Here is a 15,386-nt window from a genome sequence, read left to right as displayed (position 1 = left end):
GTATCAGACACCCTGGATGTCGACTGACACTCCGCCTTCGCGAGCAAGCCCGCTCCCACAGGTTCAGTGTCACATCAGGTTGACCACGATCATAAGACGGTCAGGTATTGGTTTTCAGCTTGGTCCACAAGCGCGTGCTCAACCGTGCGATGGCTGCGGGCAAGTCTTCGACGGTAAACAGCTTGTCCATCACGCTTTTCGGCGGATAGATCGCCAGGTCCTGCTTCACCGCCGGGTCGACGAAGGCATCCGCCGCACTGTTGGGGTTGGCGTAATGGATGCTGTTGCTGATGTTGGCAATCACCTTCGGCTCCAGCAGGTAGTTCATGTAGGCGTAGCCGTTCTTCTCATGCGGCGCATTCTTGGGCATGACGACCATGTCCAGCCACAAGGTGGAACCCTCGTCCGGGATCGAGTAGGCAATATCGATCCCGTTTTTCGCCTCCCTGGCGCTGGCGGCAGCCTGCACGATGTCGCCGTTGAAACCGATCACCGCGCAGACGTTGCCGTTGGCCAGGTCGCTGATGTACTTGGACGCATGGAAATACTGGACGTAAGGCCGGATCTTGAACAGCGCCTGCTCGGCTTTCTTATAGTCGGCAGGCTCATGGCTGTGGGGTGGCAGGCCCAGGTAGTTAAGCGTGATCGGCAGGATCTGCGTCGGGTTGTCGATGATCGCCACCCCACACTCGCTGAGCTTCTTGATGTTGTTCTCGTCGAAGAACAGGCTCCAGGAATGGGTGACGTCGGTATTGCCGAAGATCGCCTTGATCTTCTCGACGTTGTAGCCGATGCCCGCCGTACCCCACATGTAAGGGAAGCCGTACTGGTTGCCCGGGTCGTTGACCTCAAGCTTCTTCATCAGCGCCGGGTCGAGGTTTTTCCAGTTGGGCAACTGGCTCCTGTCGAGTTTCTGGATGGCTCCGGCCTTGATCAGTCGCGACAGGAAGTGGTTTGACGGGCTGACCACGTCATACCCGGTGTTGCCGGTCATCAGCTTCGACTCCAGCACTTCGTTGCTGTCGTGAATGTCGTAGGTCGCCTTGATCCCGGTGTCCCGGGTGAAATTGGCCAGGGTGTCGTCGGCGATGTAGCCGTTCCAGTTGGAAATGTTGACGGTGTCGTCGGCATGAGTGACGGCGGAAAAGGTCGAGATCAGGGCCACAAGGGAAAGCGTATTGACGCGCATGTTGAATCACCTTCGATGGGAAGTGCTTTTGTTCTTGTTATGAAACGGGTGTTTTCAGATTTCGCTTCTGGCCCGGACCGTTTCCACGCGCATACGCAGCATGGCACCGATGTCGAGCAAGGGCTTGGGCGGCAGCCAGCCGGGTTGCGCCCGTTGCATGACCGAGTGCAGCAACGGCGAATCACGACCCGAAGCCAGCTCCGCCAGCAAGCGGCCCCACAGCGTTCCCCGCGCCACGCCGGAACCATTGCACCCGGCCACGGCAAACACTCCCTCCTCGACTTTGCCGAAATACGGTTGCCCGGAGCGTGAAGCGCTGAGATGGCCGGTCCAGGTGTATTCGATGTCCCGCTCGCCGAGCATAGGGAAACGTCGTTGCAACCCCAGCACATGGTGCTGGCGGCGGATCGTCAGTTCGCTCGATGACAAATCCCGCGAGCGGTATTCCGCCGTGTTGCGGATCATCACCCGACGATCCGGAGTCAGGCGCACCGTGGCCCCGAGCGGGCGGGTCGACAACACACCCCAGGACGCTGGCGCACCGAGGGCTTGAAACTCTTGATCGCTGAGGGGCCGCGTGAGGCTGGCGCTGAGTTCCATCGCAAATGTGCCGCTGTCCTCGATACCCGAGCGAGGGATAAAGGCATTCAGGCAGACCAATACCTGTCTGGCCTCGACGCCGCCATTTTGGCCCCCGGCGCGAATCTGGCCGTTGCCCAGGCGCTCAAGACTCGTGATATCGGTGTTCTCGTAGACCGTCACTTTCGGCGGCAGGGCATCGAGCAAGCCCCGAACGTATTTCGCCGGTTGCAGCAGCGCGTTGCCGTTACCGCACCAGATCGCGGCGCGGTAGTGCCGGCTGCCGAGTTTCTCGATCAACGACTCGCCCTGCAGAAACTGCGCGCTGGCGCCAACGGCACGCAAGGTCTGCAGCGTGGCCTCGACCTGGGTCAGCTTGCGTGGATCGCTGACGGCAAAAAAATAACCCGACTCCCTGAAGTCGCATTCGATGCCGTGGCGGGTAATCTGCTTGCGCACTTCGTCGGCGGCTGCGCGGCCGATGGACGTATCCACCTGATACCCGGCGAACCCGTCACTGCCCACCAACTCGCCAGCGGCTGGATGCTCATGGGCCACCACAAAACCGGAATTGCGCGCCGATGCCCCCTGCGCAGCCCGCTGCCGGTCAACGACCACGATGCGTGCCCCGGGGTGCAACTGCGCGAGGGCATGCGCAGCGCTGAGGCCGGTGATTCCAGCGCCAATGACCAACCAATCGGCCTGCTGCGTGCCCTTGAGCGGCTCGCGCAGCGGTGAACTCCCCGCTTGCGCGATCCAGCCACAGATATTTTCCATGTGTCACCTCGTTTTCTTGTTATGCGAACCGTGGCGAATCAACTGCGTTGCATGCATGATTCGCATGAACGGTTTTCGATGACGGCAGCCATGACTAGAATCTAAAGGCTCCTCACAGGCACAACCAACGTTATTAATTCATCGAGGCATTCACAAAACGCATGGACAAGATTCGCCACGTGCCCTCGCTCCAGGGCTTGCAGGCCTTGGTGGAAGTCGCCACCGCCGGCAGTTTCACCCAGGCAGCGCAAAAGCTTTGCCTGACGCAAAGTGCGGTGAGCCGACAGATCCAGCAACTGGAGAGCCACTTTGGTGTGCCACTGTTTGTCAGGAGCAGCCGCAGCCTTCAACTGACCGCCGAGGGCGAACAGGTACTGGCCAGCGCCCGCGGCATCCTCGAACAGTTGCGCACCCTCGAAGACCGGCTCGCGCCGCAAAGGCGCCCGTTCCGCATTCGCATGCACGTGTCACTGGCGGTGCGCTGGTTGCTGCCCAGGCTGAGCGAGTTCTACCGGCATCACCCGGATGTATCCCTGGCAATCGAAACCGTGGCCACCGAAGTGGTCGAGCCGGCCAGTGACAGCGACGCCTACATACTCTATTTGCCCGAGCCGTCCACGGCGCCCGATTGCCTGACCCTGTTCGAAGAGGCATTGGTGCCCGTGTGCGCGCCAGGCCTGGGCACTCCGATCCGGTCATTGGCTTCGCTGGAAGATCTGTCAGGGTTCGCCTTGCTGCACCGCTCCTCCGATCAACATGACTGGCAGGTCTGGCTGTCAGCCCACGGCGGCAAGTCGTTGCATGACTATCGGCACATCCCCTTCAACCTCGACGAACTGGCACTCGATGCCGCCGCCCGGGGCCTGGGCGTGGCGATGACCGACATGACCCTGGCCCGTGAGTCGATTCAACGGGGCGAACTGGTGATTCCGTTTGGTGAGCCATTGAAGACCCGGGGGATTTACTCGCTGTGCCTGCAACCTTCGGCGGCATCGCATCCAGCCTGCGCACCGGTCATGCAATGGTTCACCACGCAAACCACAACGCCGTCAGTCAGGTAGCCACAGGTATGCATTCGGCTGCCAGATATTCGCAGGGCTCAATCATCCTCATGCAACTTGATGCCGCGTTTATGCAGCACATGGGGCACCACCAGCACCAGCAGCGTCAGGGCGAGGAAGAACGCCGAGATCGGTTGTGTGAGGAACACTGTCCAGTCGCCCTCGCTGATGGACAAGGCGTTGCGCAGTTGTTTCTCGGCCATCGGACCCAGCAGCATGCCGACGATCACCGGGGCGACGGGGAAGTCGAAACGGCGCATCAGCACCCCGCCCCAGCCAATGGCCAACATCAGGATCAGGTCGAAGGATGAGTGGCGCATGCCATACACACCGATGGTGGCGAACACCAGGATGCCGGCGTTCAGGTACGGCCGGGGGATTTGCAACAGTTTGACCCACAGCCCCACCAGCGGCAGATTCAACACCAGCAGAATCGCGTTGCCGATGTACAGCGAGGCCACCAGCGTCCAGACCAGTTCGGCGGAGGTTTCGAACAGCATCGGCCCCGGTTGCAGGTTGTAGTTCTGGAACGCCGCCAACAGGATCGCCGCCGTGGCGGACGTCGGGATGCCCAGGGTCAGCAACGGCACCAGGGAACCGGTCGCGCTGGCGTTGTTGGCCGCTTCCGGGCCGGCCACGCCTTCGATGGCGCCCTCGCCCTTGTTGGCGGAAAACTCCTTGGGGTACTTGCTGAGTTTGCGTTCGGTGGAATAGGACAGGAAGGTCGGAATCTCGGCGCCACCGGCCGGAATCGAGCCAAATGGAAAGCCGATCAGCGTGCCCCGCAGCCACGCGGGCACCGAGCGTTTCCAGTCGGCGCGGGTCATCCACAACGAAGTCAGGCGATGCCGGCCCTCGTTTGATTCCTTTTGATAGAGCAAGCTGTACAAGGCCTCGCCCACCGCGAACAAACCAACCGCCACCAGCACCACTTCGATACCGTCCACCAGTTCCGGCACGCCGAGGGTGTAGCGGGCAATGCCCGAGGTCGAATCCAGGCCGATCAAACCGATGGTCAGCCCGACGCCCAGCGAGGCGAACCCGCGCAGCATCGAAGCGCCGAGCACCGCCGACACGGTGGTGAACGACAGCACCAGGATCGCGAAGTATTCGGTCGGGCCGAAATTCAGGGCCAGCCTGGCCACGATGGGTGCAAACAGCGTCAGCAAGATCGTGGCGATGGTGCCGGCGACGAACGAGCCGATCGCCGCCGTCGCCAGCGCAGGTCCCGCCCGGCCGTTGCGCGCCATCAGGTTGCCTTCCAGGGCCGTGACCATGGAGGACGATTCACCGGGCGTGTTGAGCAGGATCGAGGTGGTGGAGCCTCCGAACTGCGCGCCGTAATAGATACCGGCGAACATGATCAGCGCACCGGTGGGGTCGACCTTGGCGGTGATCGGCAACAGCAGGGCCACCGTCAACGCCGGACCGATCCCCGGCAACACGCCGATGGCGGTGCCGAGCAGGCAGCCGATGAACCCCCACATCAGATTGATCGGCGTCAGCGCCGAGGAAAAACCCATCGCCAGGCTTGAAAGAATGTCCACGGTGTCGATCTCCTTTCAAAGCCAGATGTTGATCAGCGACGGCAGGGAAACCCCCAGCCCGGCGTTGAACAGCCAGTAGATCGGCAGGGTCAATGCAATGCCGATGGCCAGGTCCCGCACGGGATGACGGCTGCCGAAACCCCGCGCCGAGCAGGCAAACAGCAACCCGGCGGCCAGCACGAACCCGATCACGCTGATCAGCACCGCCACCCCGACAAGCCCCGCCGTCACCCACGCAGCACCGGTTTTTCCACCGGGCACCGTGGCGGTGTCGTTATCCAGCTCTCGAAAGCCGCCGCTGACGGCCTGATACCCCAGCAGCAGCCCCACCGCACCCAGAAACGCCGCCACGACATAGGGATAGACGTACGCCGGCAGGATCACGAAGCCCATTTCGGGCGGAAAACGGTGGGCGCCAATCGCCAATACGACGCTGATGGCGATCAGGCCGATGCCGACCGCCAATTGCGTCGGCACCACTGCGCGCTGTGTGGCCATCTCAGAGCAGCCCGACCTTGACCAGCATGGCGCGCAACCGCACGTGTTCTTCCTCGACGAACTTGCCGAAGTCATCGCCAGTCAGCACGCTGGGCGTCCAGGCGTTGGTCTGGATATTGTCCTGCCACACCTTGCTGTTGGTGGCGGCCACGACCGCGTCGATCACCTCTTTACGCTGCTGCGGGGTAAGGCCCGCCGCACCGTATACGCCGCGCCAGTTGCCGATCGTCACGTCGTAGCCGCTCTCCTTGAGGGTCGGTGCATCGATGCCGGGAACCCGTTCCGGCGCGCCGATGGCCAAGACACGGAACTGACCGGTCTTGATGTATTGGCCCAGCTCGGCGTAACCGCCGGTGATCACCTTGAGCTGACCGCCCAGCGCCTGGGCAACCACCTCGCCACCGCCACCAAAGGCCACGTAGTTGACCTTGTTGACCGGCACGTCCAGCTTGCCCGCCAGTTCGGCGATGCCGATGTGATCCACCGAGCCCTTGGAGCCGCCGCCCCAGGCGATGCTCGTTGGCTTGGCCTTGAAGGCCTTGATCAGGTCATCGAGAGTCTTGAATTCGGATTCCTTGCGCACGGCGATCACGTTGTACTCGGTGAACAGCCGGGCAATGGGCGTCACATCCTTCAGGCTGATCTGCGGTTTGTTCTGTTCGATGCCCGCGACCATGATCGCGCCGACCACCAGCAATGCGTTCGGATCGCCCTTGGTGCTGTTGGCAAATTGCGCCAGCCCCAGGGTTCCGCCCGCCCCGCCCTTGTTCTCAAAGGTCACGGCCTTGGCCGAATTGACCTCGACCATGGCCTTGCCCAGCACCCGGGCGGTCTGGTCGTAACCACCGCCCACGGAACCCGGGGCCATGAATTTCACGGTATCCAGCGCCAAGGCTGGCGCTGCAAGCACGGCAGCGGTCAAACCGGCGGCCATGCAGCGACTGAAACGACGGATCAAAGCGGACATGGGCATCTCCTGATTGCATTGTTTTTATAGGTGCCGCTTGCCCATCGACGCGCGCGATGAACAGGGGCCTGCCAACAAGCTTAGGCCATGGATCCTCGGGTTGATCTGTTTTGCTCAAACTACCCGCGGCACTTTCGACAAAACATCGCTCCAGGGTGCGTGTCATGGCCTAACCTCATTGGCTAAGTGACCAACAACCCGTCGAGCTCGCCGATGCGCAATGTCTTGAAGTCAATGGTTTACGTCGCCTTCGCGGTTGTGGCGGCAAGCCCCGGATGGCTGTTGGCGGGGGACATGGCCGACGCGCCTGCTCTTGCGCCGGCCCCTGCCCCCGCAGCCCCGATCATCAGCATCTCCGACAGCGAATTGCTGGGGGTGCAAAACCAGCTCAACAGCCTCAAGCAGCAGGTTTCCCTGGCTACCAATTACACTCAGCTGGAAAGCTCACAGGACCTGGTGCAAGTACTGATACAGGACATTGAACGCCTGTCCACTTCACTACTGCCTGGACAGGCGCAATTGCAGGCGCAACTCAACGTGCTGGGGCCAGTGCCGCTTGACGAGAACGCACAGGTGACGACGGCCATTACCTCCCAACGAGACGCCCTCGGCGAACAAAAAGACAAGATCGACAGCCAACTCAAAACCCTGGCCGCGCTCAAAATAAGTGCCGGCGAGCTGATCACGCAGATTGCCAGCATCCGGCGCAGTCTGCTGGAAGCGGAAGTGACCCAGCAGACCAGCAGTATCCTGAACCCGAGCTTCTGGTCGCCATTGTTCAATCTTCCGATCGATGACCGCCAACGTTTCAGCACCCTCATCGAGCAACTCGAGACCACGCACCGGGCCGCCTGGCAACCCGGACAACGCGGGATCACGGCCGCCCTGCTGATCCTGGCCCTGGCCATCTGGACCGTGGGGCGAAAGCTCGCAGGACGGGCCCTGGCCTGGTTGTGCATCCATCGAATGCCTGAAGGCCGGTTGCGGCGCAGCTCCCTTGCACTGGCGTCGGTGGTGGCGACGGTGCTGACCGCCGGCATCGCCCTGCAACTGCTGCATTTTGCCGGGACCCGGCAACTGCCCTACACCCCTCTGCTGGCCGACCTGGCACAGTATCTGGAAAAGCTGGCCTATACCTGCGTGCTGATCACCGGGCTGAGCCGCGCGTTGTTGTCCACCAAACATCCTTCATGGCGCCTGCCCGATATTGCCGATCCGGTGGCGCTGGTGATGGAGCCCTATCCGAGGTTGCTGGCCAGCCTGCTGCTGGTGCTGGTGACCCTGGTGCAGATGAGCAATGTCACCGGCATGAGCGCCGAAGTGGTGTTGTTCGGTCGGGGCGTCGTGGCCCTGGTCGCGGCACTGGTGATCGGTGCGCTGTTGTTGCGCGTCAGCAAGACGCGCAGAGACCTGATCGTTGCCGGAGAAGCCCCCGAAGGCGTCACCACCTTCGCCGGTCTGATTTACACCTTCACCGGCGCTGCCGTGGTGGTGTCCCTGTTCGCCCTGTTGATCGGCTACGTGACGATGGCCCGGTTCATCACCTATGAATTGGTCTGGATATTCATCATCTGCGCCGGTTTCTACCTGCTCGCACAGGTTTACCAGGACACTTGCGACTACCTGTTCTCGCCCCGCAAACCCACCGGCAAGGCGATCAAACAACTACTGGGCATCGGCAATCCACGCCTGGAGCAGATCTGCACTGTAATGTCCGGGGCTGGCCGCGCCATCCTGATACTGATCGGCGTCATTGCCCTGTTTGTCGGTGGCGTGGGGACGACCCTCGGGCAACTGGTCACCGGCACCGTGGCCGTACTCGGCGGCGAAGGGCTGCGCAAACTCAACATCGTCCCGGACAACCTGCTCAATGCCATCCTCGCCCTGGTGATCGGTATCTACCTGATTCGCTCCTTCCGGCGCTGGCTGGATAACGAGTTCCTGCCCAAAACCGAGATGGACCCGGGCATGTGCGCCTCGCTCAGCACCCTGTTTGCCAACATCGGGTACGCGTCCGTGGTGCTGCTCACGCTGTCGTCGCTGGGGGTCAAGTGGACCAACCTGGCCTGGATTGTCAGTGCCCTGTCAGTGGGTATCGGCTTTGGTCTTCAGGAGATCGTGAAGAATTTCATCTCCGGCCTGATCCTGCTCACCGAGCGCCCGGTGAAGGTCGGCGACCTGATCAGCATCAGCGGCGTCGAAGGCGACATTCGCCGGATCAACGTACGGGCCACGGAGATACAACTGGCCGACCGCTCGATCATGATCGTGCCCAACTCCCACCTGATTTCGCAGAACCTGCGCAACGTCACCCTCGGCGGCAGCGCCCAGGGCGTGGTGATGCTCGAACTGGTGTTCCCGCTGGACATCGACCCGGAGCAAGTACAGAACCTGCTGTACGACACCTTCACCGAACACGAATCGATCCTGGATAAACCGGTACCTTATTTGCGCTTCAGTCAGCTGAAACCTGAAGGCATCACCTTGACCATCACCGGCTATGTCGGCAGCCCACGCACGGTCAGCGCGATCAAAAGCGAGCTGCTGTTTGAAATTCTCAAGCGGCTGGGAGCCGCCGGGATTGAACTGGCGAAACCGCCACCCGCAGCATGATGGGGGAGCGAGCCTGCTCGCGATGGACGCCAACGATAACGCGAACTGACTGACAGACCGCATTATCTTGACGTTTTTCGCAAGCAGCTCGAATCGCCGCACCGTCGCTCCTACAGGTTGATCAATGGGCGATGCACACCGACTTGAGCTCAGTGTAAGCCTCGATCACCGCACGCCCGAACTCACGGCCCATGCCCGATTGCTTGACGCCACCGAACGGCATCGCCGGGTCGAGCAACACATGGGCGTTGATCCAGACCGTACCGGCTTCGATGCGCGGCACCAGGTTCATCGCCTTGCCCAGGTCGTTGGTCCACAGGCTGGCGGCCAGGCCGTAGCGGTTGTCGTTGGCCAATTCGATCACGGCGTCTTCGTCGTCGAACGGCATCACGCCCAGCACCGGGCCAAACACCTCTTCGCGGGCCACGGCCATGCTGTGGTCGATGTCCGCCAGGATGGTCGGCTGCACGAAGAAGCCGTCGCCTTCCAGCAACTCGCCGCCCGTCACCACCCGCGCACCTTGCTGGCGGGCCAGTTCGATGTGCTTGAGCACGCTTTGTTGTTGCTTGCGCGATACCAGCGGGTTGATCGCCGCGTCGCAATTCATGCCGGCGCCAATCGGCATCGCCGAGACGGCGACCGCCAGGGCTTCGACGAACTGGTCGTGGATCGAACGGTGCACGTAGAAGCGCGAGGCCGCTGCGCAAACCTGGCCGTTGTTCAGCAAGCCACCGAGGATCGCGCCTTGCACGGCTTTTTCGATGTCGGCATCGGCGAGCACGATCATCGGGTTCTTGCCGCCCAGCTCCAGGGAGAAGCGCGTCATGTTTTCCATGCACGCCACGCCGACGCTCTTGCCCACGGCGGTGGAACCGGTAAACGACACTTTGCTCACCAACGGATGCGCGGTCAGCACGCCGCCAACGGAGGCGCCGCCGCCAGTGACCACGTTGAACACGCCGGCCGGGATGCCGGCTTCCAACGCCAGCTCAGCCAGGCGCATGGCGGTCAGCGGGGTTTCCATGGCCGGCTTGATGATCACCGTGCAACCGGTGGCCAAGGCTGGCATCAGCTTCCAGGCGGCGATCAGCAGCGGGAAGTTCCACGGCACGATGCCGACCACCACACCCACCGGCTCGCGCTTGGTGAACGCGGTGAACTTCGCGCCCGGTGGCAGCGGGATCGACACGTCGAAGGTCTGGCCTTCGATCTTGGTCGCCCAGCCGGACATGTAGCGCATGAATTCCACGGTGGCGTTGAGGTCCAGCGCGCGGGCCATGTTGATCGACTTGCCCTGGCTCAGGGTTTCCAGCTGGGCCAGTTCTTCGGCGTGTTCTTCGACCAGACGGGTGAAGTTCAGCAGGATGCGTTCACGGTCCGCCGGGCGCAGGCTGGACCACACGCCAGATTTGAAAGCCTTGTGGGACGACTGCACGGCGCGCTCGACGAGTTCCAGCGGCGCATCCAGGGTTTCGCACAGGGTTTGCCCGGTGGCCGGGTTGATCACGGCGATACTGTCGCCCTCGGCAAGCACCCACTGGCCATCAATGAAGCAGCCGTGGCGACGTTCGAGGAATGCAGCAACCTGGGGCAGGATTTCAACGTTGCTCATAATTCACCTTTCATTCAGACGAGTTGTTCAGGCGCCAATCCGGCCTGATCAGTGTTGTTCTTTAAGGAAGCACGCGACCGCCTGGCGGTCGTCGGCGGAAGCCAGGCCCATGTAGGGCATGTAGGTGCCCGGCACGAAGGCCTGGGGCTGGGTGATCAGTTGCGCGATGTTCTCGGCCTGCCAGTCGACGTCTTTGTCGCGCATGGCCTGGGAGTAGCTGAAACCCGCCAGCGAGCCGGACTTGCGCCCATACACACCGAACAGATTCGGCCCCATCATGCCGGTCGTGCCCTTGGTCACCGCGTGGCAGAGGCTGCACTCGGTGGCAAACACTTCGCCGCCACGGCGCGTGTCCGGGGCACACTCGGCGGCGGACACCGCCTGGACCAGGGTGAAGGACAACAAACCGATCAGGGGCAAACGCAGCGAAGTGAACATAGGAAAACGACCTTGAAAATCCACGCGCCCGCCAGCAAGCGAACGCCAACACTAAAAATGCCGAGGCAACGGTGCTTCGGCAGGTTGGTAGGGATTGTCGGTGGTCGCCGACACGCAGGTTTTGCCCTGCGTGCCAGTTGTGTTTGTCGGGCTGCCAAACCGGGCAATCTGGCATGCACAACCAACTAATTGGCAAACAGGGAAAAGGGCAAACAATGGCCGCGCCTTAGTATCCGGACAGACCGCAAACCTGCGCTCAAGAACAAGAACGGATGCCACACCATGCTCAAGTCCCCCTTGCTTCGTCTCTCGACGCTCGCGCTGATGATCAGTGCCGGCAATGCCGGTGCCTATGAACTCTACGCCGATGACGACAGCCACCTGAACGCTACCCTCGAAGCCGTGTTCGGCATTTTCCACAGCCAGGAAAACTACGCCCTGTCCGGTCGCCTGAATGAAGGCAGCTCGTCGTGGCGCGAGGGTTACATCAAATACGGCTTGAGCTTCGATCAGGGCCTGGGCGGTGTGGGTACCGCGTACGGCGCGGGGAACATGCTCAGTTCCGGCACCTGGGGCGATGGCGATGCCGCCGGCTTCTCCGATGGATCGGAACGCACCACCAAGTTCGAAGACGCCTACCTCGGCTGGCGCTCGGCCGATCTGTTCGGCGCGTTGGGCAGTGACGGCGTCGACCTGTCTTTCGGTCGTCAGAACATCGTGGTCGGCGACGGTTTCCTGATCGATGGCGACGCGCTGAACATGGGCAAGGGCCTGGCCGACGGCGAATTCAACCGTGGCGGCGCCTACTACCTGGCGGCACGCAAGGCCTTCGACGAAACGGCCGTATTGCGTCTGGGCGGCAAGGAAGGCTGGCGCAGCGACCTGATGTGGCTCAAATCCGACAACCGCGCCCAGGCCAAGACCGAAATGTACGTCGGCACCCTGGAGCACGTGGCCGAGGCCGGCACGGTCGGCCTGACCTTCATCAAGACCACCGACATCGACGAACAATACGCCTCGCCGATCCAGCTCGAACGCGACGGCATGAAGACCTACAGCCTGCGTGCGGCGGGCAACGCCGGGGTGAAAGACCTGTTCCTGTCCGGTGAATACGCCAAGCAGGACAAACCTCACACCACCAGCGAAGACGCCTGGTACCTGGAAGCCGGCTGGACCTTCTCCGACGCAGTCTGGACACCGAGCGCCAGCTACCGCTACAGCCGCTTCTCGGAAGGCTACGACACCCTGTTCTACGGTTTCAGCCGTGGCTACGGCACCTGGTTCCAGGGTGAAGTGGCGGGCAACTACGCAGGGCCGTTCAACAGCAACTCGCGCATCCAGAACGTCACGATGAAGGTCTCGCCGCTGGAGAACCTCAACGTCGGCGCGATGTACTTCAACTACGACACCATCGACCGCAACCTGGGCAACACCGATGGCCACGAAGTCGATCTGTACGCCGAATGGCACGTCAACGACCACCTGACCGTGATGCCGTTGGTGGGCATCTACCAACCGGACAAGAGCGCCGAAGACGGTGGTACCCAACTGGGTAACAACGACAGGAACGTCTACGCCCAGGTGATATTCGCCACCGGTTTCTAATTTCGGCCGCGGGCAGTGGCCACGCCATTGCCCGCGTGGAAAAAGGTATTTCCAATGCACAGAACATTCCTGACGATCCAGAGCAAGATCGCCCTGCTCGCCGGTCTCTGCCTGCTGCTGGTCGTCGGCTTGTTGATGGGGTTGTCGCTCTATCAGACCCACAAGAGCGGCCAGCAAGTGGCCGAGGCCAGCGGCGACATGCTCGCCAGTGCGGCCAGGGAACACATGCAGGCCCTGGGTAAGGTGCAGGCCATGCAAGTGCAGCGCACCTTCATGCAGACCCACGAATACGGCCAGGGGTTATCGCGGTACCTGTTGTACTTGCGACAGCTGCAACATCAGGGCAGCCTGACTCGCCCGCAACTGCGCCTGGAACTCAGCACCCAGCTTCATCAAGCCTTGATCGACAAGCCCGACCTGCTCGGGCTTTATGTCATTTTCGAACCCGGTGGACTTGACGGCGCCGATGCCGACTTCGCCGGCCAGGTCGCCATGGGCAGCAATGAAACCGGTCGCTTTTCGCTCTACTGGGTGCAGAGCAAACCCGGTGAACTGCAAGCGGTCATCGGTGACGAAGGCCTGCTCGCCAACACCGAGCCGGGCCCGAGCGGCGCACCGTACAACGCCTTCTACACCTGTGCCCGCGACACCGGCCAGGCCTGCGTGCTGGAACCCTATTTCGACGAGGCCTCCGGCAGCCGCAAACTGGTGACCAGCGTGGCCTTCCCGCTACTGGAAAACGGCAAGGTCATCGCCGTAGTCGGGCTGGACATCAACCTCGCCGCCCTGCAGCAGAACAGCGAAGCCAGCGCCCGTGAACTGTTCGATGGCAACGGCCAGATCAGCATCGTCAGCCCCCGTGGGGTGATGTCTGCCAACAGCCAGGACGTCGGTCGCCTCGGTCAGCCGATGAACAACGCCGAAGTGATGGACAGCCTGCGTCAGGGCCAGCCAAAAGTGTTTGTCGACGCCCGGCAAATCACGGTGCTTGAACCGCTGTCACCGATTGCCGGTGCCGCGCCTTGGGCCGTGTTGGTCGGTGTGCCGCAGAACGTGTTGCTGGCGCCAGTGACTAGGCTGCAAAACGAACTCGATGCCCGGGGTGTGCAAAGCACCGCGCTGGAATTGCTGCTCGGTGGCGGGTCGGCCCTGCTCGGCCTGCTGTTGATCTGGTACACCGCGCAACGCATCACCCGGCCGCTGCAAGTGCTGACCCGGGTCATGGAAGACATCTCACTTGGCGAAGGCGACCTGACCCGGCGCCTGCAAGTGCAATCGAAGGATGAAATCGGTCAGCTGGCGACGGCGTTCAACCGCTTTGTCGAACGCATCCACCATTCGATCCGCGAGGTGTCGTCTGCCGCCCTGGGCGTCAATGAAGGCGCAAGGCGCGTACTGGATGCATCCAATTCGTCGATGAGCAACTTCGACGATCAATCCACCCGCACCAACAGCGTGGCGGCGGCGATCAACCAGCTCGGCGCCGCCGCCCAGGAAATCGCCCATAACGCCTGCGATGCCTCGCAACAGGCTTCGTCCGCACGGCAGCAGGCCGAGGATGGTCGCCAGGTGGTGCAGCGCACGATCGAGGTGATGAACGAGCTGTCCGGCAAGATCAGTGCTTCGTGCGCCAACATCGAAGTGCTCAACGACAAGACCGTGAACATCGGGCAGATTCTCGAAGTGATCAAAGGCATCTCCCAACAGACCAACCTGCTGGCGCTCAACGCAGCGATTGAAGCGGCGCGGGCCGGTGAAGCGGGCCGTGGCTTTGCCGTGGTCGCCGACGAAGTGCGCAGCCTGGCCGGACGCACCCAGACCTCGGCGCTGGAGATCCAGCAGATGATCGAAGAGCTACAGGTGGGCGCACGGGAGTCTGTCACCACCATGACCGAGAGCCAGCGCCACAGCGAAGAAAGCGTCACCATCGCCAACCTCGCCGGCTCCCGCCTGGGCAGCGTGACCCAGCGCATCGGCGAGATCGACAACGTCAACCAGTCCGTCGCCGCCGCCACCGAGGAACAGACGGCGGTGGTCGAGGCATTGAACGTCGACATCATCCAGATCAACACCCTGAACCAACAAGGGGTGGAGAATCTGCAATCGACGTTGCGGGCATGTACCGAACTGGAGCAACAGGCCGGGCGGTTGAATCAGCTGGTGGGGAGCTTTCGGATCTGAGATTTGGGTTGCCTGATAGACCGCTTTCGCGAGCAAGCCCGCTCCCACAATTGGATCTCTGCTGCACACAAAATCCGTGTACACCGCAGATCCCCTGTGGGAGCGGGCTTGCCCGCGAAGAGGCCAGCACATCCAACATCTCCACTGACTGGCACGCCGCTGCACACAAAATCCTTGTACACCGCAGATCCCCTGTGGGAGCGGGCTTGCCCGCGAAGAGGCCAGCACATCCAACTTCTCCACTGACTGGCACGCCGCTGCACACAAAATCCTTGTACACCGCAGATCCCCTGTGGGAGCGGGCTTGCCCGCGAAGAGG

10 protein-coding genes and 2 pseudogenes are annotated in these 15,386 nt (G+C 62.0%); 5 read left to right on the top strand and 7 right to left on the bottom strand.

What is annotated here, in order from left to right:
• Positions 1-100 precede the first annotated feature (100 nt).
• Positions 101-1,189, bottom strand: coding sequence for a polyamine ABC transporter substrate-binding protein (locus AC07W4_RS21340; RefSeq protein ID WP_495033871.1), 1,089 nt, complete (start codon positions 1,187-1,189; stop codon positions 101-103).
• Positions 1,190-1,243: 54 nt separating this feature from the next.
• A complete protein-coding gene (locus AC07W4_RS21335; protein WP_495033870.1) occupies positions 1,244-2,545 on the bottom strand; it encodes an NAD(P)/FAD-dependent oxidoreductase in 1,302 nt (433 codons plus the stop codon).
• Between the two features lie 161 nt (positions 2,546-2,706).
• Between AC07W4_RS21335 and AC07W4_RS21330 the strand changes: the two genes are divergently transcribed.
• Entirely contained in the window at positions 2,707-3,606 is a 900-nt protein-coding gene (locus tag AC07W4_RS21330; RefSeq protein ID WP_495033869.1) for a LysR family transcriptional regulator, read from the top strand.
• 38 nt (positions 3,607-3,644) lie between these two features.
• Here the strand turns inward: AC07W4_RS21330 and AC07W4_RS21325 are convergent, their stop codons facing one another.
• From AC07W4_RS21325 to AC07W4_RS21315, 3 genes are read right to left on the bottom strand one after another with little or no spacing between them, the layout of a single operon-like run.
• Positions 3,645-5,153, bottom strand: coding sequence for a tripartite tricarboxylate transporter permease (locus tag AC07W4_RS21325; RefSeq protein ID WP_008046321.1), 1,509 nt, complete (start codon positions 5,151-5,153; stop codon positions 3,645-3,647).
• A gap of 15 nt (positions 5,154-5,168) precedes the next feature.
• Complete coding sequence (locus AC07W4_RS21320) at positions 5,169-5,651, bottom strand: tripartite tricarboxylate transporter TctB family protein (protein ID WP_495033868.1); 483 nt, start codon at positions 5,649-5,651, stop codon at positions 5,169-5,171.
• Between the two features lies 1 nt (position 5,652).
• The gene (locus AC07W4_RS21315; protein ID WP_495033867.1) at positions 5,653-6,618 is read right to left on the bottom strand and encodes a tripartite tricarboxylate transporter substrate binding protein; all 966 of its coding nucleotides are present in this window, start codon (positions 6,616-6,618) and stop codon (positions 5,653-5,655) included.
• A gap of 213 nt (positions 6,619-6,831) precedes the next feature.
• Between AC07W4_RS21315 and AC07W4_RS21310 the strand changes: the two genes are divergently transcribed.
• Positions 6,832-9,231 carry a DUF3772 domain-containing protein gene (locus AC07W4_RS21310; RefSeq protein WP_495033866.1) on the top strand — a complete coding sequence of 800 codons (2,400 nt, stop codon included), beginning with the start codon at positions 6,832-6,834 and terminating at the stop codon, positions 9,229-9,231.
• Between the two features lie 121 nt (positions 9,232-9,352).
• On the opposite strand, the gene AC07W4_RS21305 is transcribed toward AC07W4_RS21310, so the two are convergent.
• Together AC07W4_RS21305 and AC07W4_RS21300 are read right to left on the bottom strand one after the other, a co-directional pair.
• Entirely contained in the window at positions 9,353-10,843 is a 1,491-nt protein-coding gene (locus tag AC07W4_RS21305; RefSeq protein WP_495033865.1) for an aldehyde dehydrogenase family protein, read from the bottom strand.
• 48 nt (positions 10,844-10,891) lie between these two features.
• A complete protein-coding gene (locus tag AC07W4_RS21300; RefSeq protein WP_495033864.1) occupies positions 10,892-11,281 on the bottom strand; it encodes a c-type cytochrome in 390 nt (129 codons plus the stop codon).
• A 282-nt stretch (positions 11,282-11,563) separates the two neighbouring features.
• Here AC07W4_RS21300 and AC07W4_RS21295 point away from each other — a divergent pair, with 282 nt between their 5' ends.
• From AC07W4_RS21295 to AC07W4_RS21285, 3 genes and pseudogenes are all read left to right on the top strand, one after another.
• Positions 11,564-12,886, top strand: coding sequence for an alginate export family protein (locus AC07W4_RS21295; RefSeq protein WP_495033863.1), 1,323 nt, complete (start codon positions 11,564-11,566; stop codon positions 12,884-12,886).
• Positions 12,887-12,940: 54 nt separating this feature from the next.
• A pseudogene (locus AC07W4_RS21290) lies at positions 12,941-13,669 on the top strand (cache domain-containing protein); the annotation flags it as partial.
• Positions 13,670-14,029: 360 nt separating this feature from the next.
• A pseudogene (locus AC07W4_RS21285) lies at positions 14,030-15,067 on the top strand (methyl-accepting chemotaxis protein); the annotation flags it as partial.
• Between the last annotated feature and the right edge of the window lie 319 nt (positions 15,068-15,386).

It is taken from the genome of Pseudomonas sp. GW821-FHT02A08 (assembly GCF_059422045.1).
This window is presented reverse-complemented; position numbering and strand designations above follow the sequence as displayed.

Bases quoted from the DNA above. Each gene is read 5' to 3' on its own strand.
- AC07W4_RS21340 (WP_495033871.1), bottom strand. From the start codon at position 1,189: ATGCGCGTCAATACGCTTTCCCTTGTGGCCCTGATCTCGACCTTTTCC.
- AC07W4_RS21335 (WP_495033870.1), bottom strand. From the start codon at position 2,545: ATGGAAAATATCTGTGGCTGGATCGCGCAAGCGGGGAGTTCACCGCTG.
- AC07W4_RS21330 (WP_495033869.1), top strand. From the start codon at position 2,707: ATGGACAAGATTCGCCACGTGCCCTCGCTCCAGGGCTTGCAGGCCTTG.
- AC07W4_RS21320 (WP_495033868.1), bottom strand. From the start codon at position 5,651: ATGGCCACACAGCGCGCAGTGGTGCCGACGCAATTGGCGGTCGGCATC.
- AC07W4_RS21315 (WP_495033867.1), bottom strand. From the start codon at position 6,618: ATGTCCGCTTTGATCCGTCGTTTCAGTCGCTGCATGGCCGCCGGTTTG.
- AC07W4_RS21310 (WP_495033866.1), top strand. From the start codon at position 6,832: ATGCGCAATGTCTTGAAGTCAATGGTTTACGTCGCCTTCGCGGTTGTG.
- AC07W4_RS21305 (WP_495033865.1), bottom strand. From the start codon at position 10,843: ATGAGCAACGTTGAAATCCTGCCCCAGGTTGCTGCATTCCTCGAACGT.
- AC07W4_RS21300 (WP_495033864.1), bottom strand. From the start codon at position 11,281: ATGTTCACTTCGCTGCGTTTGCCCCTGATCGGTTTGTTGTCCTTCACC.
- AC07W4_RS21295 (WP_495033863.1), top strand. From the start codon at position 11,564: ATGCTCAAGTCCCCCTTGCTTCGTCTCTCGACGCTCGCGCTGATGATC.